The 21,661-nt window shown below is 64.2% G+C and carries 17 protein-coding genes and 2 pseudogenes; 13 read left to right on the top strand and 6 right to left on the bottom strand.

What is annotated here, in order from left to right; all coding sequences use genetic code 11:
• Positions 1-112: 112 nt before the first annotated feature.
• The 3 genes from NJT13_RS07390 to NJT13_RS23645 all read right to left on the bottom strand — a co-directional run bounded on the left by NJT13_RS07390 (position 113) and on the right by NJT13_RS23645 (position 2,013).
• On the bottom strand, positions 113-1,498 hold the full coding sequence (locus tag NJT13_RS07390) for an FAD-binding oxidoreductase (RefSeq protein WP_254524923.1): 1,386 nt from the start codon (positions 1,496-1,498) through the stop codon (positions 113-115).
• A gap of 135 nt (positions 1,499-1,633) precedes the next feature.
• Entirely contained in the window at positions 1,634-1,762 is a 129-nt protein-coding gene (locus NJT13_RS23650) for a DUF7961 domain-containing protein (RefSeq protein ID WP_484549614.1), read from the bottom strand.
• A complete protein-coding gene (locus tag NJT13_RS23645; RefSeq protein ID WP_484549609.1) occupies positions 1,705-2,013 on the bottom strand; it encodes a DUF7961 domain-containing protein in 309 nt (102 codons plus the stop codon). Before NJT13_RS23645 ends, NJT13_RS23650 begins: the two co-directional genes overlap by 58 nt.
• Before the next feature lie 7 nt (positions 2,014-2,020).
• Here NJT13_RS23645 and NJT13_RS07380 point away from each other — a divergent pair.
• The 8 genes and pseudogenes from NJT13_RS07380 to NJT13_RS07345 form a co-directional block, all read left to right on the top strand.
• Positions 2,021-2,128: pseudogene (locus NJT13_RS07380) on the top strand (site-specific integrase); the annotation flags it as partial.
• A gap of 547 nt (positions 2,129-2,675) precedes the next feature.
• Positions 2,676-3,431: pseudogene (locus NJT13_RS07375) on the top strand (RNA-guided endonuclease InsQ/TnpB family protein); the annotation flags it as partial.
• Between the two features lie 1,258 nt (positions 3,432-4,689).
• The gene (locus tag NJT13_RS07370) at positions 4,690-6,153 is read left to right on the top strand and encodes a sensor histidine kinase (RefSeq protein WP_254524922.1); all 1,464 of its coding nucleotides are present in this window, start codon (positions 4,690-4,692) and stop codon (positions 6,151-6,153) included.
• Positions 6,154-7,420: 1,267 nt separating this feature from the next.
• Positions 7,421-8,188, top strand: coding sequence for an ABC transporter ATP-binding protein (locus NJT13_RS07365; protein ID WP_254524921.1), 768 nt, complete (start codon positions 7,421-7,423; stop codon positions 8,186-8,188).
• The gene (locus NJT13_RS07360) at positions 8,178-9,458 is read left to right on the top strand and encodes an ABC transporter permease (RefSeq protein ID WP_254524920.1); all 1,281 of its coding nucleotides are present in this window, start codon (positions 8,178-8,180) and stop codon (positions 9,456-9,458) included. The genes NJT13_RS07365 and NJT13_RS07360 overlap by 11 nt, the downstream gene beginning before the upstream one ends.
• Positions 9,455-10,687, top strand: a complete 1,233-nt coding sequence (locus tag NJT13_RS07355) for an ABC transporter permease (RefSeq protein ID WP_254524919.1) — start codon at positions 9,455-9,457, stop codon at positions 10,685-10,687. The genes NJT13_RS07360 and NJT13_RS07355 overlap by 4 nt, the downstream gene beginning before the upstream one ends.
• Before the next feature lie 131 nt (positions 10,688-10,818).
• Positions 10,819-11,559, top strand: coding sequence for an MSCRAMM family adhesin SdrC (locus tag NJT13_RS07350; RefSeq protein ID WP_254524918.1), 741 nt, complete (start codon positions 10,819-10,821; stop codon positions 11,557-11,559).
• 127 nt (positions 11,560-11,686) lie between these two features.
• Entirely contained in the window at positions 11,687-14,524 is a 2,838-nt protein-coding gene (locus tag NJT13_RS07345; protein ID WP_254524917.1) for a DEAD/DEAH box helicase, read from the top strand.
• 256 nt (positions 14,525-14,780) lie between these two features.
• On the opposite strand, the gene NJT13_RS07340 is transcribed toward NJT13_RS07345, so the two are convergent.
• Positions 14,781-15,986, bottom strand: a complete 1,206-nt coding sequence (locus NJT13_RS07340; RefSeq protein WP_254524916.1) for a polysaccharide deacetylase family protein — start codon at positions 15,984-15,986, stop codon at positions 14,781-14,783.
• Between the two features lie 402 nt (positions 15,987-16,388).
• Here NJT13_RS07340 and NJT13_RS07335 point away from each other — a divergent pair, with 402 nt between their 5' ends.
• Together NJT13_RS07335 and NJT13_RS07330 are read left to right on the top strand one after the other, a co-directional pair.
• The gene (locus NJT13_RS07335; protein ID WP_254524915.1) at positions 16,389-17,189 is read left to right on the top strand and encodes a protein sorting system archaetidylserine decarboxylase; all 801 of its coding nucleotides are present in this window, start codon (positions 16,389-16,391) and stop codon (positions 17,187-17,189) included.
• A 243-nt stretch (positions 17,190-17,432) separates the two neighbouring features.
• Entirely contained in the window at positions 17,433-17,708 is a 276-nt protein-coding gene (locus NJT13_RS07330) for a DUF8028 family protein (RefSeq protein ID WP_254524914.1), read from the top strand.
• A 903-nt stretch (positions 17,709-18,611) separates the two neighbouring features.
• Here the strand turns inward: NJT13_RS07330 and NJT13_RS07325 are convergent.
• Complete coding sequence (locus tag NJT13_RS07325) at positions 18,612-18,977, bottom strand: DUF7344 domain-containing protein (RefSeq protein ID WP_254524913.1); 366 nt, start codon at positions 18,975-18,977, stop codon at positions 18,612-18,614.
• A 275-nt stretch (positions 18,978-19,252) separates the two neighbouring features.
• Between NJT13_RS07325 and NJT13_RS07320 the strand changes: the two genes are divergently transcribed.
• From NJT13_RS07320 to NJT13_RS07310, 3 genes are all read left to right on the top strand, one after another.
• Positions 19,253-19,888: a ribonuclease H family protein gene (locus NJT13_RS07320; RefSeq protein WP_254524912.1), complete on the top strand. Its 636-nt coding sequence runs from the start codon at positions 19,253-19,255 to the stop codon at positions 19,886-19,888.
• Between the two features lie 80 nt (positions 19,889-19,968).
• Positions 19,969-20,427 (top strand): DUF2240 family protein, encoded by a 459-nt coding sequence (locus NJT13_RS07315; RefSeq protein WP_254524911.1) that lies wholly within the window; start codon positions 19,969-19,971, stop codon positions 20,425-20,427.
• A gap of 23 nt (positions 20,428-20,450) precedes the next feature.
• Positions 20,451-20,864, top strand: coding sequence for a DUF7993 family protein (locus NJT13_RS07310; protein ID WP_254524910.1), 414 nt, complete (start codon positions 20,451-20,453; stop codon positions 20,862-20,864).
• Between the two features lie 74 nt (positions 20,865-20,938).
• On the opposite strand, the gene NJT13_RS07305 is transcribed toward NJT13_RS07310, so the two are convergent.
• Complete coding sequence (locus NJT13_RS07305; protein ID WP_254524909.1) at positions 20,939-21,592, bottom strand: HAD family hydrolase; 654 nt, start codon at positions 21,590-21,592, stop codon at positions 20,939-20,941.
• Positions 21,593-21,661: the final 69 nt, after the last annotated feature.

Raw genomic sequence — 21,661 nt, 5'->3', positions numbered from 1 at the left:
TGGAATACTTAGTCGGTGATATGTCTCAGGAGTCCTGCTGAATACACAGCGCGTATTCAGCAAGGTTGTCAGATCAACCGGTACTTCGAAGAAATGTCGAGGAGAGAACTTCTCAGACGGTAGGCTCAATATTCTGGTTGCGGTGGAATACGTTCTCGGGATCGTATTCGGTCTTAATCTCGGCGAGACGCCGGTAGGTGTCCTCACCATATGATTCGCGAACCCGTGGGATGCTGTCATCGGCGTCGAGGAAATTCACGTAGACTCCCTCTCGATGGGGTTCGAGGGCGTCGAAGAACCGACGGGTCCACGTCGTCTCCGACTCGGCGTACTTCTCCTCCTCGTCGGGACGCCACACGCCGTTGATGTTGATGTTGTGAGGCGAGTTCCGACCGGTGTAGGCGGTGGCATCATCGTCGACGCGGCTCACCGCTCCGCCGAGATGGAATAGCACCGAGTACGAGCGAGGTGACGCCGCCGAGAAGGCGTGGTCGACGAACACGTCGATCAGGTCGTCGGACAGCTCCGGCAGATCGGTCGACTTCCAGTAGTAGTGCCATCCATGGAGAACGGTGCTGTCGAACCCACTCTGGTGCACCAAATAGGGCTTGGGGCAGACCAGATCGAGAAGCGGTGTGCCCTGCTCACGCAACGGTCGGAGGACGTCTTTACCCTCCTCAACTGACCCGGCGTAGCAGACGTTGATGGCCATGGCGGGTCGCCAGTGAAGTTCCTCGGGGACGGCTGGGAGGGGAGGAATAGTCCCGAACCTGATGACGGTGCCAAGCTCGTCGGGAGCATCCCGCGCGAAGTCGCGATAGAAGCGTAACACGTCGGCAGTGTCGTCCGCCGCCCAGAACACGGGACCGGCGAGGACAGTGGGACCGACAGGGTGGAGGTCGAACTCGAAAGAAGTCACGATTCCGAAGTTTCCGCCGCCGCCTCGGAGCGCCCAGAACAGGTCCGAGTGCTCGTCGTCCGAGGCTCGGATGAACTCGCCACCGGCGGTCACCACGTCGGCGGAGTGCAAGTCGTCGGCGGTGAGGCCGTGCTTGCGCATCAGCCAGCCGATTCCACCACCGAGTGTGAGTCCGGCGACGCCGGTGTGGCTGACGATACCGCCCGTGGTTGCCAGGCCGTGGGCCTGGGTCTCGTGGTCGACATCACCCCACAGGGCACCGCCCTGAACCCGGGCGATCCGCGCGTGAGGGTCGACCCATACGGCTCGCATGTCTGAGAGGTCGATGACGATCCCGTCGTCGCAGACGGCGGTTCCCGCGACATTGTGGCCGCCGCCGCGGACCGCGATTTCGAGGTTGCACTCCCGCGCGAAGTTCACAGCCGCGATCACGTCCGCGGTGCCTGTACACTTACTGATGACCGCAGGATAGCGGTCGATCGTCCCGTTCCAGACCGCACGGGCCTCGTGGTAGCTCTCGTCGTGGGGTCGGATCAGGGTGCCCCGAAGCGTTTCCCGGAAGTCGGATACTGGTTCCATGACCTACGTTCCCCTACCACACGAATCACGTTAGCTGTTATCGCAGCACAAGGCCTGCTGAATACATGCTCTGTATTTAGCAGGCCATTTGTCTCAATTGCCGAGGGTTTCAACAGAGGCAGTTGAATAGCCGCGTTATTCGGTGAGTTCTATATTCGAATACTTGTACGGGTACGTTCTGATGTTCTGCTCATCACAGTATGATGTTAACTTCGCTGGATGGATTTCCTCCCAATCGCCGGGTCCACCTTCGAGTTGGGGAATGAACGCGACAGCGACTGCTTCATAATCAAGTTTTCCGGAGGGACCCGCTCAATGACGATCGCCTCGTCGCCCGTTCCATCCCGTTTCTGCACTCGATCGCCAGGAGAGAAAGGGTTCTTCGGACGCTGATCCATCTGTGCTGTGCTCGGTCCGAGTTCGAGAAGTTGATTCATCGGCCGTGCCGCCAAATGGTCCAGTTTAGCAGGTTCTTCACCGGAGTAGTTTGCTTGCGTTTCTGCCTTCGATTTCAAAGGTTCGCTCGTGTCCGATCGGATGAACGCGAGCGAGGAGATCCTGGGCAAACACTACGACAGACGCAGCGAGCGACAGAAAGCGGAGCAGCGACGGAAGTCTTTCGAACTATGAACGGACGCTATCACCTTGACCGACGAGAGGCATCGACCGCGACGGTCCTCCATACGGGGAGGGCGGATTCGTTTTACAAATCCGACCGAGACGATTCGAGCTTGTGAGTCGCGCGCAGCGGAGCGAGCACGTCTCACGGCGTTCAAATCGGGGAGGACGGACGTAGCTCCCTGTCGAACCAGAATAGAGCGGAGTCGCGTTGTCGTGGCCTTCCATCTCTCCGTGTGAGTTCAACGGATTACCTGACTCGAGTGTTCGCCGTCCGTCCGTTCGCGCACAGTCGGACGTGTGGGAGCTGCCAGCACTGTTCGGTCCGATGACGGGTTCTGTTCTCGATCGATCGTCCAGGCCTTGCCTGCCGTCCGTTTTACCTAAATCGAGGCGCTAATGCCCCCTTCTGCTCACGGCTCCGCCGTTCGCATGGTCAGCGGGACCGAAGGTCCCGCGCTATCCTCAGCGAGCGTCGAAGACGCGAGCAGGGAGGGGATACAGCGTTTACAAGAGCGACAGCTCTTGTACAGCCCATCAGAAATCTCCGATTTCTGGGGACGACTCCACGATCAAAGAAGTCGTCGTGAAGCAGGAGCCGACCGGCGAGTGGTTCGCCGTTCTCGGAATCGAAACCGAAGACGACGTGCCGTCGAAGCCCAAGAAACTCGAGGACTGTGTCGGGATCGACGTGGGCATCCTCAAGTATGCTCACGACAGCGACGGAACAGCCGTCGAGTCGCCGGACCTTTCCGACGAACGGAAGCGGCTGGAATGCGAGCAATGTAAACTCTCGCAGAAAGAACACGGCTCGTCGAACTACCGCAAGCAACAGCGGGTCGTCGCCAAACGCCACGCCGACCTGCAACGGAAGCGTCGGGACTTCTTGCACAAACGCTCGAACCACGACGCTCGCGAGTACGACCTCGTGGCAGTCGAAGATCTCGACGCCAAGGGGTTGATGGAACTCCCGTCGAACAGCCGCAACCGTGCCGGAGCGGCGTGGGGAACGTTCCTCCGGATGCTCGAGTACAAGTGCGACCGCGAAGGAACGCATTTCGTCGCCGTCGATCCGGCAGGGACGACCAAAGAGTGTGCAGCCTGAGGTGTCTCGACCGACAAGCCGTTGTGGGTCCGCGAACACTCGTGTCCTTCCTGTGGCTTCACGGCGGACAGGGACTGGAACGCGGCCTACAACATCTTGGTACGCGGCCTGAAGCACGTCGGGACGGGCTGTCCCGAATCTGCGCCTGCGGAGACTGCGCTCCCTACGGGAACCCATTCGGTTCCTGCAAAGCGCGTTCGTGAGACGTAATCTCACGGGCTGTCAGACGTTGTCTGACAACGTCGTGGAAACAGGAAGTCCCCTCACGGAGCGAACGGTGTGAGCCGTGAGCGAGTAAGGTGGGGAGGAAGTCACGAGCGAGTTCAAGCCATCGACGGCGACCGTTCCGGCCTGAGACTGTCCACACCCTGCACCCCGGCCATCGGCAATCGGTGGTCCGCGCAGGTCCGTAGCGAGGAGGGTTCCGGAAACCTCCGTTTGGAACTCGCCCGATTGCAGTGGGAGTGTGCGAGCAGAAACGAACCGTGGCTATCGAAGGACGGATCCGGACGTCCGACGGGATGCCAATGGGGACGTCGGTAATCACATCCCCGATGGTATCGAAATTCAATACAGGTTCTCGTCTGATTCATCGCCGTTTCTCATTTCACTCTTTACGAAATGACTCGCGCTTTTATAGAGACGAACCTGGAAAATTCTGCAAATGGATATCGACTACCAGGTTCGTCGTCACGCCCCCCGTGTTCAAAAAATCCCCTTTTTATCGTATTTATTCGAGTTGTATCGGAGAGTAAGCCGTCCCCTGTTCTCGTATCTCGAAGTGGGAACGTTCTCGCCCGCCGGCACTCACACGGTGACTATTCGAGACCAACCCGTGGATCCATTCAAAATTATAATCGATAATGGTGCCCCCGCCAACCGAGCGAAAGTCACCGGAGAGTATGAATCTCCGGTCGTAGACGTAGTGTCGTCTCATATCGACAGCGATACTGTCTTTTGGGAAGTCGGCGCGTACTGCGGATACTATTCGATGGCTTTCGCTGATCGCGCGAGCGAGATCTACGTCTTCGGGGAATACTTCGGACGGAGATTGTCCCGACGAGGAAACCCCCGGTAACGAAAACCCACCGGATGAGGATAATCCGGGCGAGGACTGTCCGGACGACAACCCCGGCGACGAGACTCCCCCGGATGATGATTGTCCCGACGACGAAGATCCGCCAGGGGATGACACCCTGGGTAACGACAATCCACCGGGTGACGAACCCGACGACTGCCCTGGAGAGGGAAATTCACCCGAGAACCCACCCGAAAATCCACCCGAGAACCCGCCCGAAAATCCACCCGAGAACCCGCCCGAAAACCCGCCGAAGAATCCCCCAGGCGACGATTGCCCCCCGGTCCGAAATCCGCCCGAAAATCCGCCGAGAAACCCCCCAGGTGACGACTGCCCACCCGTCCGGAATCCACCGGACAGAGACACGCCTGGCGACGATACTGACTGCCCGTGGAACGATGGCAACCACCGGAAAAAGTGGTGAAACTCATCTTCGGGGTCGGCTACGTGCTAACCAGCGCTAACAACTGGTTGTTACTCAAGAAGGTTCTTCACTCGCGAAACGTGTATCGAAAGCTGAGTTTCACGTTTTTTCTGGTACACATCGCAACAGTGCTCGCTACCGTCCCGTCGGTCCTTCAGCGGAGTCCCCTGCCATATTTTTTGATCGTCCCACACGTTCATCTGGTCCTGGGTGGAGCGCAACTGCTAATCGCGACGAGCGCCAGGTTCGCCCATCTGTTACCGATCGACCGTGCCGTCTCTCTCTTCAGTTCGCGGTTTGGCGGTCTCGTCACGCTCGCCCGTGATTTCGTCGTCGAAGAAGTCGACAACGGCTTCATCGTCCTCGACGAAAGCGGTCGAATCGTCGACGTGAATCGGACGGCAAAGAAGATGCTGGGCCTGGATCGGCCGGTCGGAAAGACGCTCGCCGAGGTTACGACTGTGGGTCCGATCGAGGACCCTGGCGCTCTCGAGCCCATCATCACCGGCGAGAAACCGGTACACGAACTCAAAGAGACCGCCTGGGTTCAGACGGACAACGGTCGTCGATGCTACGACGTGTGGATCTCCGTGCTCACCGAGGGTGACGAACGTGCCGGACACGTGATCCTGTTACACGACATCACCGAACAGAAATACCGCGAGCAACGGCTCGAGGAACGGGAACGCGAATTAGAGAAGCAGAAAGCCGAACTCGAACAGCAGACGGAACAACTCGCGTACCAGAACGAACGCCTCGATCAGTTCGCGAGCATCGTCTCTCACGACCTTCGGAACCCGCTTACCGTCGCCCAGGGGTACCTCGACGTTCTCGAGCAACAGGCGAACGAACTCCCCGACGACGCGCCCATCGACGATTCCTACTTCGCGGAGGTCTCTCACTCGCACCAGCGAATCGAATCGATCATCGAAGACGCCCTGTTGCTAGCCCGGCAGGGAAAAGCGATCACGGCAACCGAGACGGTGACGTTGGCGGCGATCGCGACGAGCGCCTGGGAAAACGTGGAGACGACGGATGCGACCCTCCGGTGTACGGCCGACGTCGCCTTCGACGCTGATCGCGATCGGTTGTTGAACGTCTTCGAAAACCTCTTTCGGAACGCGATCGAGCACGGCGGGGAGGACGTGACCGTCGAGGTCGGCCGCCTCCCGGATGGGAACGGCCTGTACGTCGAAGACGACGGGTCGGGAATACGAGCGGACCGCCTCGACGAGGTGCTCGAGCACGGCTACTCGACGGCCGAGCAGGGAACGGGACTCGGTCTGTCGATCGTGACCGACATCGTCCGCGCTCACGGCTGGGGGATCACCGCGGGGAACGGCACGGATGGTGGCGCTCGGTTCGAACTCACGGGCATCGGATCTGTCGAGGACACGTCACGCGAGACGGCGCCTGAAGTGGACGAGTAGGCCGATTTCGAGAGCTATCGTACGCCATCGTCGGCATCACGCGACGCGTTCCCGCCCGCTTTCCGTCGCCGTGCCGTCATCGTCGGGGGCGGTTCGTTCTGGCGGATTCGATTTCCGCGAGGGAGTTCGCCGAACGCGCTTTTGTGGGGTCGCCTCGGTTCGGCGAGCGACTCGGTGTTGCCCCGGCCCCTTCGATTCTGTCACCCTCACGTCACCGAGTTCGATATCGACGTGAGGTCCTGTCCGAAGCGACACCCATCTACTGGGGAACGCAGTCTCAGTTGCCTGCGGCGACGTTTATGCGGTCGATAAGCGGTTGCGAACCACACGCCACCGTCCCGCATTCTGGACGACCTGTCCGGTTCGCGCGAAGGTGCTTTCGTCACCGCGTCGGTCCCGACGCTCGCTGGAGGGAGACGCTTCCGGTAGACGCGTTACACAGTCTATCCGACCGGCCTCGAGCGTCTCCGCGGCGATCCGTCGTGAACCGAGGTGGGCTCGCGACGGGTGCGTTCGGGTCCCTGGGCCTCCGACTCCAGTACGTCTCAGAGCCGGTGGCGCGACGCCGACGAAGTATCCCGGTGTTCGTCGCACCGGAACCGACCGCAATCGTTCGAGATCGACCGCACGTGGACACCGTTCCGTGACACGATCGGTTTCCACCGTCAGCGCGAGCCACGTCTACGAAGCGGCGGCCAACGATATTCTCGACACCGAGGAGTGGTGACATCCGTCGTCGTACACCGCGAGCGGTCGTTCCGGATGTACCGTCGGTCGCCGGCCTGCGGGCAGGTTCCCGCGAGAACCGGTTCTCACACATTCTCGAGTCGAGAGCGACCCGAACCGTCTCGAACGGCATCGAGGGCACGACGGACCGAAACCGAGAACGCCGCTGTTCGGTGCGGAACCATCGAACCGGACGCGGGTGGTCGGTGTGGAACCATCGAACCGGAGCGGCGATTCAGTGAACCGATCGACGACAGACTCACACTACGGTCCCTCTCACCGTCCTGTACGGGTTCGTTTCAGACGGCGTTCGATGGGCAACTCGCCCCTACCGTTCGGCGACTGATCGAGTCAGACCGCGTCGCCGCGTCGAATTTGGGCCGGTCGGTGACGGAGCCCTCAGCCGCTGAGCGGCGGATTTAGCCGATACACTCGAAATAGTTGCGCCAGTCGAAACCCGGTTAACAGGCATCTTGTAAGGGTATGCGGGTCGAAACAATGTTTCGGTGGGCCGTTCAATGGAAGTGAGATCCCTGTGAGTATGTTTGACCACTCAGTTAGCGATTCGCGTTCCTCGGTGGGGGACGACGGCGACGGTGATCGCGAATCGACGCCGGCCGTTCGGCTCGACGGAATCAGCCACCAGTACGGGTCGACTAGTGGCCGATTTCGATCGACCACCGAGCGGACGGTGACAGCGCTTCGCGACGTCTCTTTCGAGGTGCCGATGGGAACGATCGTCGGGCTCGAGGGGCCGAGCGGGAGCGGTAAGTCGACTATACTGCACGTGGTTTCGGGGTTGCTGGTCCCGACGGCCGGCAGCGTCGAATTGCGCGGTACCGACCTCGCTGCGCTGTCAGACGCACAGCGAACGCGGCTCCGTCGACAGCACATCGGGATCGTCTTTCAGCGGTTCCATCTGTTGCCGTCGCTGTCCGCGCGAGCGAACGTCGCGTTGCCACTCGTTCAGACGGGCGTTCCGCGATCCGACCGGCGCGCCCGTGCGACGGAACTGCTCGAGGCGGTCGGTCTCGCCGACCGCGTCACTCACCTCCCGGGGGAACTCAGCGGTGGGGAGCGCCAGCGGGTCGCGATCGCGCGGGCCCTGGCGGCCGATCCGGACGTGATCGTCGCGGACGAACCCACGGGGGAACTCGATACGGCAACGGGTGCGGACGTCCTCGAGTTGTTGACCGACATCGGGCGCGAACGGGCGGTTTTGGTCGCATCACACGACGAATCCACACTGTCCGTTGCCGACCGGGTCGTCACGCTGTGCGACGGACAGGTGGTCGACGATGACCGGTGACGGCGAGGGGGGACCCGACGGGGACGACGACCGGTGGCGAACTCGGTGGGCGGGGCTCGTTCGCTTTTCGCTCGTCAGGTGGTGGAAGCGAGCGACGCGAACGACGACGGGTCGAATCACGTCGACGATCGCCGCAGTCGCGCTTACCATCGCGCTGTTGCTGGTTGTAACGGGCGTCGCGCTGGCGCTCGCCGACGGCGGTGTGATGAGCGAGGACGACGCGGCGGTTCGCATCTCCGCGGCGGAGAGTAACACGTTGTCGTCTGTCGACGGCGTCGAGGGACCGCGCCTCGGTGCGACCAACGAACGGGCTGGGACGATCCGATCGCGCGACGGTGTGGCTCACGCATCCCCGGTGCTGGTCGAAACGGTTCGGCTCGAGGCCGCAGGCGGTGACCGACGAACGGTCCGTCTCGTCGGTATCGTCCCAGATTCCGAATCGCGGACGGTTGCGGGACTGCCGACCACCGCTCTCGAACCGGGTGATCCACAGTACGCAAACGGGACGTACAACGGCTCGCCGGCGGGGGGAATCGTCCTTTCGCCCGTCGCAGCGGAGCGCCTCAACGCGTCGCGAGGCGACGAACTCACCGTCTCGGTCGGGTGGACGAACACCAGCGCGCGGTCGCTTTCGGTCGCGGCCGTCGCGAAAGGCGGGACTGGTGGGGGTGGGACGAACGCGCCGGTCGGCCTCGTCCATTTGAGCGAACTCCAGTCGGTCGCCGGTGCCGACGACGGCGAACTCGCCGACAGAGTGCTGATCTGGGGCGATCCGGACGCAGCGCGGGCGGCAGCGATCGACACGTACCCCGACGCGGCGGTCGACGTCGCCGGAAGTACCGACCCGTCGTCGCTGTTCGACGACGGACTGGCGTTTGCGACGAGCGTCATCGCGCTGTTAGTCGGCGTCACGATCTGCGCCTCGTTCGTCGCGACGACCATGGGAATGACCGTCGACGAGGACCGTCGCACGCTCGCCGTCCTCGAGTCGGTCGGCTTTCCCACCAGCGGCCGACTCGCTGTCATTACGGTATCGACGGGGATCACGACGCTCGTGGGTTCGCTCGCGGGAATCTGTCTCGGTGCGCTGGGTATCGTCGGTGTCAATGCCGTCGCCGGCGCGACCGTCGCACCGGGTGCTGTCGCGCACTTTCACCCGGTGTTCGTCCCGTACGCGATCGTCGTTGGCGTCCTGTCGGGGCTGGTGGCCGTTCCGTATCCGCTTGCCGTGGCCGCGCGAACGACGGTCCTCGACGAGGTGGGACGATGACCGTGCGACGGGAGGCGGTGCGGACGCGAGCCGTCGCCGGGCTCGCGCTCGCACAGCTCCGGCGGTCACCGGGTCGGACCGTACTGACAGTCCTCGCGGTCACCCTGGCCGTCCTCTCGGTGACGATCCTCGCGAGCCTCGGGATCGGCGTTGTCGAGAAGGGCGAGCGGGGACTGGACAAGGCGGACCGAGATATCTGGATCTCGCGGGATCCGGTCAATCCGGCGGCGAGCGGGACCGAAAATCCGATCGTGGGCGCCCACGGGATGGCGGTCGCTCTCACCCAGCGAGAGGACATCAAAAGCGCCTCCCCGATCGCGATGTACGACGTGTACATCGGTTCGAATCCGTCGAACGTGCGGCGAAGACCCGCGGTCGGCGTCCAGGAGACCCACGAGGGGTTCGATTTCGAGGCGGGGCACGGATTCGAACTCAGCGCCGAGATGGCCGCGACTCCGCCGTCAGACGAGCCGAGGACCGGGACGATCGTGATCGATCCGCGGACCGCCGACGAACTCGACGTTTCGGTCGGGGACACGGTGTACGTCGGGACGAGCAGGCACACGGCCTCCGAACACGAGTTTACCGTCATCGGGACGTCCGACTACTACTCCCAGTATCTCGGCTCGCCGGCGATGACGGTCCCGCTGGGTGACCTCCAGGCGGTCGCCGGCACGTCGGGGACCGATCGGGCCACGTTCCTCACCGCCGACGTGGCGGACGACGCCGACCACGATGCCGTCCGGGACGAACTCCGCGACCAGTATCCCGAATACACGGTCCGAACCAGCGAGGAGCAGGTCGAAGGCATGATCGGAGAACGGACGGTCGTCCTCGCGAGCGGCGTGACGCTCGTCGGGCTCGCGATCGTCGGCGGTATCATCCTGACGGCGAATCTGTTCGCACTCGTGGCACACCAGCAACGAGAGCAACTGGCGGCCCTTCGAGCGATCGGACTCTCCCGGCGCATCCTCGCCGGGACGGTCGGCGCACAGGGGCTGATAATCGGTCTCCTCGGTGGACTCGTCGGGCTCGCCGCGACGCCGCCCGCGGTGGTCGGATTGAACCGGTTCTCGACTTCGGTTCTCGGCTTCGAACACCTCCTCCGGACGCCGCCGGAGGTCTACGCCGGCGGCTTCGCCCTGGCGATCTGTGTCGGCACCGTGGTCGCGCTGGTCGCGGGATGGCGAGCCGGTCGGTACGCGCGAATCACCCACCTCGAGGGGTGAGATCCCGGCCGACGTTCGAGGGCCGCGTTTCCGGACGGGCGTCGAGCGCTGGTCGTTTCGAACCCTCGTTACGGTCGGCCCCGGCTTGCTCATCCCGAACCCACTTGCCGTCCGGGCCCGTAGGAACCGCGATGCGAATTCGAACACCCGATCCCGATCGAGCGAATTCGGCGTCACGGACGGGCCGGACCCGCGGCCGGGACCCGACCGCGAAATCGGCCGCGACGGCGGACTCCTCGTTCGGGAGTCGGCTCGCAAGAGTTCTGCTCGTCGCGGGCGTCGTCATCGGGCTCGGCTATCTCGTGCGTCGACTCCGCGGCTCGCGCGAGGACGGAAGCGAGCCCGTCGACGAGTTTCGTGACCGGGCGGCGGACGCCGTGCCCGACGAACTGTCGGAGCCCGCCGTCTCGATCCCGATCGGGGGGCGCGCGGACGATGAACGCGACGCCGGCGACGAAGCAGTCGCGGACCGGACCGACGCGGAGGGCCGAGAAGAGACGGCGAATGCCGAGTACACCGACGAACGCTCGGACGAGGAGATCGCCGAGCGCGCGGAATCGAACGTTCGGACGGAGCCGGCGGAGCCGGGCGAGATGGCGGTCGCGGAAGACGTCGCCGAGGAACTACTCGAGAGCGATGGCAGCACTGGCACCGAGGGGGAGGCCGACACCGAGACGGGAGCGGATGCCGACACAGAGACGGGAGCGGATGCCGACACAGAGACGGGAGCGGATGCCGACACAGAGACGGGAGCGGATGCCGACACCGAGACGGGAGCGGATGCCGACGCGGATACGACGAGTGACGCGATCACCGACGACGATACCGACACGGAAGCGGACATCGAACGCGAAGGCGACGGTGGCGAGTGAGCGACGAGCGGACCGTCGCGGACCCGACGAGTGAGTGACCGGCCGCCCGCCATCCCGGATCGCATTCGGCTGCTCGAGTTCACCGAAAACGTGGCCCTTATCCGCCGTTCGCCCGTACGACCGGTCGATGACAGAGGGTGACGTCGCGGCCTTTACGCACCTCGGCGCGACGGTTCGCGGGGCGCTCTCCGAACGCGGCTTTTCGCGGCCGACGGCACCGCAGCGACTGGCGATTCCGCCGCTGTCGGCCGGGGAGAACACGCTCGTGATCGCGCCCACCGGGAGCGGCAAGACCGAGACGGCGATGTTACCCGTTTTCGATCACCTGATCGACGACGACGGCCCGCCGGCGGGGTTCGGCGCGCTCTACGTCACCCCGCTGCGGGCGCTCAACCGCGACATGCGCGATCGCCTCGAGTGGTGGGGCGACTACCTCGATCTCACGGTCGACGTCCGCCACGGCGACACGACTCGGTATCAGCGCGGGAAACAGGCCGAGAATCCGCCGGACGTCCTGATCACGACGCCCGAGACGCTGCAGGCGATGCTCACCGGCGACCGGCTTCGGGAGGCGCTCGCGGACGTCTCGCACGTGGTAGTCGACGAAGTCCACGAACTCGCGGCGTCGAAACGAGGCGCGCAGTTGGCGATCGGCCTCGAGCGACTCCGCGATCTGTCCGGGCCGTTTCAGCGGGTCGGGCTCTCGGCGACCGTCGGCGACCCGTCGGAAGTCGGGCGGTTCCTCACGGGCGGACGCCCCTGCGAGATCCGCGAAATCGACGTGGGAAGCAACGTCGACGTGACGGTCCGCGAGCCCGAGGTCACCGACGCGGACGAGCGCCTGGCCGGCGAACTCATGACCGAACCCGACACGGCCAGCCACGTGCGGTTGATCCGGGATCTGGTCGACGACCACGAGTCGACGCTGATTTTCGTCAACACCCGTCAGACCGCCGAGGCGCTGGGATCGCGATTCACGGAACTCGACGCGCCGATCGGCGTCCATCACGGGTCGCTCTCGAAGGAGGCCCGGATCGACGTCGAGGATCGGTTCAAAGACGGCGAGCTGGACGGGCTGCTGTGTACGTCGTCTATGGAGCTCGGAATAGACGTCGGACAGGTCGATCACGTGGTCCAGTACAAGAGTCCCCGCCAGGTCACGCGGCTCCTCCAGCGGATCGGTCGCGCGGGCCACCGCCAGGACGAGGTCTCGAGCGGGACGATCGTGACGACGCGCCCCGACGACACGTTCGAGGCGCTGGCGATCGCCCGCCGCGCCCGCGACGGCGAGGTCGAACCGGCGGCCATTCACGAGGGGAGCCTGGACGTGGTCGCGAACCAGCTGCCGGCCATCGTTCAGAGCCGCGGTGACACGCCCGTCGACGACGCTATCGAAACCGTCACGCGTGCGTACCCGTTCCGAAACGTTCCCGCGGCGACCGTCCGCGAGATACTCTCGGAACTCCACCGGAACCGGGTCGTCTGGTTCGACGAGGGGGAAGACCGCGTCGAAACCACGGGCGGCACCTGGCAGTACGTCTACGCGAACCTCTCGATGATCCCCGACGAGGAGACGTACGAGGTCCACGACATCGCCTCGGGGAGTCAGATCGGAACGCTCGACGAACGGTTCGTCGTCAACTTCGCCCAGCCCGGTGAGGTGTTCATCCAGCGCGGCGAAATGTGGCGGATCGCCGAGATCGACGACGACGAGGGCCGGGTCAAAGTCAGCCCGATCGAGGACCCCGCCGGCGAGGTCCCCTCCTGGATCGGCCAGGAGATACCCGTCCCCGCCGCAGTCGCGGGCGAAGTCGGCGACATACGGGCCGTCGCGGAACCGCAGCTCACCGCCGGCGCCGACGCCGCCGTGGTCGGTCGCGACCTCACACGCCGGTACCCGGCCGACGAGCACACGCTCACGGAAGCGTGTACCCAACTCGAACGGCAGGTCGACGCCGACGCGCCGATGCCGACGGCCGATCGGCTCGTCGTAGAGCGCCAGGGCCGAACGATCGTCTTGAACGCCCCGTTCGGTCACACGGCCAACGAGACGCTCGGTCGAATCCTCTCTGCGCTACTGGGTCAGCGAGCCGGTTCCTCGGTCGGCCTCGAGACCGATCCCTATCGGATCGAACTCGAGGTTCCGAACTCGATCGCGACCAGCGACGTGATCGAGGTCGTCGAGGAGACCGATCCCGACCACGTCGAGGCGATCGTCGAACTCGGACTCAAGCGCTCGGACGCACTCGCCTTCCGACTCGCGCAGGTGTCTGCGAAATTCGGCGCGCTCAAGCGCTGGCAGGGGCAGGGATCGGGCCGCATCTCGAACGACCGATTGCTGTCGGCGCTCGAGGAAACTCCCATGTACGAGGAGGCGATCCGTGAGGTGTTCCACGAGGATTTAGACGTCGAGCGCGCCGGCGCGATCCTCGAATCGGTACAGGCTGGCGATCTGGAACTCGTCACGCACCGCGGTCGCACGCCGGTCGGCGCCGGTGGTCGCTCGTCGGGCCAGGAGTTGCTCGCACCGGAGAACGCCGACGCGAGCGTCATCAAGACGGTCCGGGAGCGAATTCGGAACGATCGCGTCATCCTGCTCTGTACGCACTGCGAGGACTGGAAGGTGAAGACGGTGGTCAAGCGGGTTCCCGATCAGCCGGAGTGTCCGGAGTGTGGGTCGACCCGCATCGCATCGCTGAACCCGTGGGCCGACGAGGTCGTACAGGCGGTCCGCGCACAGGAGAAAGACGACGACCAACGGACGATGACCGAACGCGCGTTTCGCAGCGCGAGCCTCGTCCAGAGCCACGGCAAGCAGGCCGTGATCGCGATGGCGGCCCGCGGCGTCGGGCCACACAACGCCGCGCGGATCATCAACAAACTTCGGGAGAACGAAGACGACTTTTACCGGGATATTCTCACGAAAGAACGCGAGTACGCCCGGACTCAGGCGTTCTGGGACTGACGGCGGTCGGCGACGCGGTTTTCTGCCACCGGCATCCGCCCAGTACGGGCGGCGCGACACACCGACCAGCGCGAGCGGTACGATCACACCGATCAAGCACCGAAAACGCCACGACCAGCACCAGAAACGTCACGGCCAGCACCGGAAACGCCACGACAAGCACGACGAGCGCCATCCGGTACCATCGCTCCGCCTTCGGCGTCTCCTCGTCGACGGCTGCGAGTAATCCGTCGACTCGAGAATCGAATCCGACGAGTCAGCGAACGTACGATTCGACCATGTCCGACGGCCCGATGACCTCGAGATCGCCCGCGGACTCGAGTTCGCTCAGGTGACCGATCACCTCAGCCAGCGTGGATCGGGATCCCTCGTCGAGTCGGCCGAAGGCCAGCGACGTGATGCCGCCCACCTCGGCGGTCAGATCGAGCATGGATTTTGCGGCACCGGCGTCCGGACCGCTGACCCGCGAGCAGAGGTGCGGGTTCGTCGCGATCCCCTGGGACGGATAGAGCCCGGCGAACGCGAGATCGTGATGCTCCGAGACGAGTTCCAGCGTGTCTCCGTTGTACATTCCCAGTGGGTAGGCGAAATACTGCGCTCCGTCCTCGAATCCCTCCTCTTCGAGCCACTCCTTCGCGTCGAGAATCTCCGCCTCCGGGTCGCGACCCGACAGACTGGTGAGATCGAGCCCGTGCATCGAGTGGCTCGCGATCGTCCAGCCGGCGTCGGCGAGTTCGTCGAGTTGTCCGCGGAGGAGGTGGTCGCCCGTAGCGCGTTCGTCGTCGCGAATCCGGCTCGGTGTGATAAACGAGACGGCCGGATAGTCGTGTTCCCGAAGGACGGGGAGTGCGTGCGTGTAGTCGCTTTCGTAGCCACCGTCGAACTGGAGCATGACCTTGCCAGTATCCGGCGCCGAGACGAATCGCAGGTCGTCGACCCACACCGCACCCTTGTCGTCGTCGCCGGTCCAACGGAGGAGTTGTACCTCGCGTATCGCGCTCAGGTCGGGGTCACCGTCGACCGTGGCGACGCCGAAATTGGTCTGTACGAGCGGCGTTCCGCTGTGAACCTGCTGTCTGAAGACCATTCGATTTTCGTCGTCGTCGAGCAACTGGACGACCACGTCCGCCTCGTGTTCCGTCGACATCGCCAGGCTGGGACGCATTCCGGAGAGATCTGTCGGTTCGGACAGCTCTCGAACGATCCTGAACTGGTTGTCGGAACCCGACTCGAGTTTCGCCGATTGCGATCCCGCGTACGTTCGCGACTCGTCCGCAGAAAGCGTTCCGAGCGGCGCGGACCACGCCTCGAGATTTTCGAAGTCGTCGAACGCGATTGATTCCCCGTTTTTGTCCGATCCCTCTTGCTCGTCGTTCGGCCCCTCGTTACCCGATTCTTCGGAACTCGAACACCCGGCGAGAGCGGTCGCGATGGCGGCGCTGAGATACGTTCGTCGTTTCATGGCAGGCGACCGCTTGCGCCACGGAACAGCATATTGTTATTCTCGAGTATCAACAATATGTTACCACCACCAGGTTCGATAAAACACCTTCTCGAGACGGCCTACTCTTCGGAAACGTGGATTTTCCTTCGAAATGGAACGAGGACGCGGTGGGACGGTTGTAGCCGCAGAATATTCGATCCGCCGTGACACGGATTTCGTTTGTGACCGCCTAGCGACACCGGGTCGCGTCCGTTACCGCCGTAATCCAGTACGTATCGACGCTTGGCAGGGTGTGATTGGCACACCTCGTCGAGTCAGAAGCCGCTGCGATAGCCTCGAAGCGTCGCTGTCTCGGAGGTATCGATCCGTGAGGGCTTTCCGATCGTAACGGCCATACGATTCGATTCCCTCAGTCGGTCCATGAACATCGCGCCGGGGGGGTGGAAGTACGCCGTCCTCCCCCTGCTCGCCGCCCCGTTTGCACTCCTCATCAGCGTCACGGCGAGTCTCGTGGCGCTCGCGATCGGCGTCGGAACGCTCGCGTTTTTCCGCGACCCCGACCGTTCTCCCCCGCCGACCGGTGTCGTCTCACCGGCCGATGGAACCGTTTCCGTTCTCCGCGAGGAAGGCGATCGGGTTCGGCTCGGCGTTTTCATGAACGTCTGGCACGTTCACGTCGTCCGTTCGCCGTTCGCGGGACGCATCACCGACGTCGAGCACGTTTCTGGGGCGAATCGGCCCGCCTTCTCGAAGGAGTCCGACCGCAACGAGCGAGTCCACGTCCGCTTTGCGACCGAGTCATCGAACCTCCCGGCCGACGGCGATGGGGGGGCGGTGTCGGTCTCGGACGGGAAGTCGAACGCAAGCGCGGTCGACGGCGAGGAATCGGACGAGGACCATACCGATAGCACCACGCGAGGTGCCTCGCCGACCGAACCGGCGCCCGACGCAGCGGTGACGCTGATCGCCGGTGCGTTCGCCCGGCGCATCCATCCGTACGTCGAACGCGATGACGACGTCGAACGCGGCGACCGCATCGGCCACATCGCGTTCGGCAGTCGCGTGGATCTCCTCTTTCCGAAGTCGGTCGAAGTGGCGGACGTCGCGGTCGATATCGGCGATTCGATGACCGCAGGGGAAACCGTGGTTCTCGAGTCACCACCCGCGACGTCCGGCGGTGAGTTCGACCTCGGTACCGGCGTCGACGGCCGAGACGAATAACGCGTTTCGCGGGCCTGGCGGCGTCTTCGCGACTCGGTCCGTCACCGATGTTCGGCATCGGTATGCTACTCATTCTCGTGGTCGCTGGACAGTACCGTCGCCGTTCCGCGAACGGAACAGGATCTTTTCACTGTAAATGAATCGTTCAGGCGACCGGATTCCGTTGAATCCGTGATAACCGTCCGAAACGGTCGGGCCGGTATTTGGGTCGCTGTCGCGAAGGATTCGGCAAACGGACCTCCGATGGCAAAACCACCCTCCATCTCCGGCCAGCGATCAGGCAGTTCGAGCCCGCCCAGAGATCGTCGCAATAGCCAGCACGGGGTACTCGAGCGAGCGGCGCCGCGGCTCGCGACGACGATTCGCGCGGCCGGGTTCTGGTCCGCGATCGCCATGCCGATCCTGTACTTTCCGCTGCTCGCGACCGGATTGTCGTCGTCCGTCGACGGCGTTCTGTTCCTCTGCCTGGTTGTCGGACATCTCCTCGCCTTGTACGTCGGTCACGCGCATCGTCGGTGACCGCCCCGTCTCCGCTCGATCGCTCCCTCGTGCGAGTTTCCCGAGGAACGGGGCCGAATCGCGGGTCGCTCGAAGAGTGGAAACCCCCTCAGAGCGGGTAGCGGGTTCGGAGCGGGTTCGAATCCGACGGTCGGCTCCGTCGCCGGGAGCGCCAGCCGACCGCGGCGGTCCCGATCAGTGCGACGGACGAAATCGGTGTGCGCTCCGCGGCACCCGGCGCTCGAGCAGTCGAAGTAGACGAGACACCCGATTGCGCCCCCGCCGAGTGAGCGGGTGACCGGCGCGCCGATGGCTGGGGGACGATCCTCGCAGTCGGCTCGAGGGCGTCACCGACCGGGAGGCCCGCGACGCGCACGGACCGCGCCGTCGGATCGACGAGTGCCGGTCGTAATCGACGCTGGCGCAGCCGTCGTGTTCTGCCGTTTGACGGACCGAAAGCCCGGTAATTAGTTCTTACGGGCACGGCCGAGTTCGAGCACGGGCCGACGGCCATCCGGAATCACTCCGTCCGTCTCCTCGAGACGACCGGGGACCGACGGCGCAGACCGCTGGGTCGTGCCTCGTCGCGCAGTGAGTGCCTGCGGGCCCCACGCGGAACCGGCGAGAAAGACGGACGTTCGGCACCGATGCGGCGAACGCGGCGTCCACAGCGGAGCGAGCGACGGAATCAGTGACGCGTTTCGATACCGGCTCACGATCGGTGTTCCAGTACGGAACTCCTACGACCGTCGATCCGGCTCGAACCAGGGAGCCGTCCAACGGTGAGCTCCTCGATAGGGTAGGGGCGACGAGAACGGAGTAGGGGCGACGAGAACGGAGTAGGGGCGACGAGAGTGGCCAGCCGAGAACGACGCAGTCCGTGGTCGGCGGTTTCGGTTTCGAACTCCCGACGTCGAACTCCTCTCAGAGCGGTGGCAGTTCGCGGATTTCGGGCTCGTCTTCGGTCTGCCTGAACTGCTCGAGCAGGGGTTTGACGTCTTCGAACCCGTCCGCGAGGACGACGTCGCCGCTTCGCAGATCGTAGTCGATGATGTCGTAATCGGCGAGTCGCGGTAGGTGGTTGTGGACCAACGAGACGTAGACGCGCTGTCTGGTCTCTTTGTCGATCGCCGTCCTGTGGATGTCGAGTTCCCAGACTGCGACCTGGGTGACGAGGTCCTCCAGGTTCGCCCGTCGGTCGTCGACGAGCTGGTACAGGAGAAACCGCCGCTCGGATTTCGCGAGAAGGGAGCAAGCTGCTTCCATCCGACTGGCGTTCGTCTCGTTCATATTGCCTCCACGTATCCCGTGGTATTACACCTACCGCCAACACAGATTGGGGCCGAATCCGTCGAGCGAACGATCGATTTCGAAGCGCGCCCGAATGTGGAATTTTCAGCCCTAATAGCGGGGAGACGTACCGCTTTGGTTCGATCGAGGAACGTTTTATTTCCCGTGAACGACTATGGAACACTATAGTGGTGAACGGATCGGTTCCTCGCTCATTATTGTTATTTGTTATCACGGACGATATACTTAAGTGCGCGACTGGCCTACTTCCTTACATGGCCGCCCACGGCCGGCCCGCACTGCGAGATCTGTTCGACGAGTCGCCCACACCCCATATCGCCCATCCCCCTCGGACTCATCATCGTGATTTCTACGTCGCCACCGATGGGTCTTTCAGGGACTCGGGCGGCGGGTTGGGTGCCGTAATCGAGACGCGCGATGGCACCCGTGTCGCACGCGTTTCGACCGCAGATACGCCACCGGATAACAACGTCGCCGAGTATCGAGCGTTGCACCTCGGTCTGGACGTCCTCGCTGCGCGCGCGCCGACAGACGCCTCCGTCGGCGTCCTCATCGACCACGACGCGCTCGCCAGCAACGTCAACAACGCGATTCTGGCGACGCAACACCCCGACGGCAAATCGCCCCGTCCGGTTTCGGTCCCGACCGCGACACGGTATCACTGGCGCGGGATCCAGGCCCGTCTCAACGGATTCAACGAGGTGCGCGCCGCCCGCATCGACAGCGACCAGAACCCCGCTCACCCGCTCGCGAACGCACCGGATCAGTACCGCCACGTCAACCGCGAACCCGACCGCTGTGTCCTCCCCGAAACGCCCGATCCGACCCCAACGGAGTTCCCACCGCCGTCCCGAGCCGATCGGAACGGCGGTGGCCGTGCCTCGGACTGATCGACCGCGTCCGGCCGTCGTCTCCCGCCAGTCGGACGGAACCGTCATCGTTATTTCACCCCTCGAGAGAGTCGTCTCCGATGAGCCTTCGCGTCGCGGTTGCCGCCCCGTTCATCCAGAACGGAACCCGTCGCCTCGAGGAAAACGAGTTCGTCGTCGCCCTCTCGCTCGACCGAGACTGGTTCTCTCCCGACCAGTCGAAGCGGCTGATCGACGTCGCGACCCAGGAAGGGCTGCTCGTACGCGACGACGACGGTCTCACGGTCACGTTCGACCCGACGGAGACGACGGTGCCGGAGACGTTCGTCCCCGACGAAGACCTCCTTCGAGAGCGGTCGGCGTTCGAACGCGTCCTCGATTCGCTGGTCGCGGACGGGATGGAGAAACACGAGGCGGTCGGCGCGATCAACTCCCTCCAGCGGGACCTCGGGCTGACGATCGAGGCCGCTGCCGTCGTCTACGCTCGCCGCGAGGGGATCGCGGTCGGGGACCTCGTGCCGATCGCTCGAGCGGCCATCCTCGAAGCCGAAGACGGTTAATCCCAGGCGTGCCGACGACGGGTATGGTCGAGGATCGAATCACCGACGGTCGCCGGATCGCCGAACTCCTCGCGAGCGAGATCGACGGTCGATCGGACGGCGAACTCGAGTACTTCGCGGTGGCAAACGCCGATCGAGACGTCGAACCGGCCGTCGACGGCGCTCGCGCCTACGACGTCGTCCGGAGTGGCGACCGTATCGCCCGCGTGTTCATCCACGAGGACCGGGTCCACCTCGAGTTCGAGGCAGGACGGGACGTGGCGGCTGCGACAGCACCCGACGTCGGCCTCCGGGTGCGTCCGAAGGCGTCGACGCCGCCGCGCACGCTCGTTTTCGTCGAAAGCGGGGCGGAAGTCAAGCGGGCGACCGACGTATTGCAAGTCGTGAGTCGTCGACTCGCCGACACCGACTCGTCGGATCAGTCGCCGTCAGGATAGGAACACCGTCAGAATAGGAACGCCGTCGGGTCGAGGGTTCGGTCGCGATCGCTCGCGTCGACGGCGGACGCCGCTCACTCGAGTGCGGCGACGATCTCGGGCAGTGCGGTCGCGAGCTCCGTTTGTTCCAGGTGGTCGATCGCGCGCGGGTCCGGCCCAGGCCCGTCTTCGAGCAGAACCTGCACCGCATGCAGACCGGCTCCGGTCGCGCCCACAACGTCGGCCTCGACCTCGTCACCGACGTAGACCGCGTCGGCGGGTGCGACGTCGAGTTCGCCGACGATCGCCTCGAACGCGCGCGGATCGGGTTTTCCGGCCTCGAGTTCGCCGGTGACCAGCGCGGCGTCGAAGGCGTCTTCCCACCCCAGCGTCTCGAGTTTGTCCCTCTGAGCCCGGACGGGGCCGTTCGTCAGCAGGCCGACCCGGTAGTCCCCACGGATCTCCGAAAGCATGGCTTCGACGCCCGTAACCGGCTCGAGATCGTCGGCGATCGTTTCCCGGTACGCCGTCGCGACGGCGGCCGGATCGGCGTCGCTTCCGGCGAGCAGGTCGGCGAAGATCGGCTCGCGCGTTTCGGTGGTGAGGTTCCGGCGATGAGCGGCGAGATACTCGTCGCGCGTGAGCGTCGGCGCTCCCGTGACGGCCGTGGCCTCCGCGAGTATGGTCGCCCGATCGCGTCGAGGGACGGCGAGAGTGTAATCGAGATCGAAGACGACCGCCCGTGGCATAGACGTGACAGAGGGCTCGAACGGGTTGAAGCTATCCCTTCCGGTCGAGCGTGGGACTCACACGGTCTG

Source organism: Natrinema caseinilyticum, assembly GCF_024227435.1.
In the GTDB taxonomy this organism is placed as follows: domain Archaea; phylum Halobacteriota; class Halobacteria; order Halobacteriales; family Natrialbaceae; genus Natrinema; species Natrinema caseinilyticum.
Note: the sequence above shows the minus strand (reverse complement) of the source record. Positions and strands in the feature narration are given on the sequence as shown.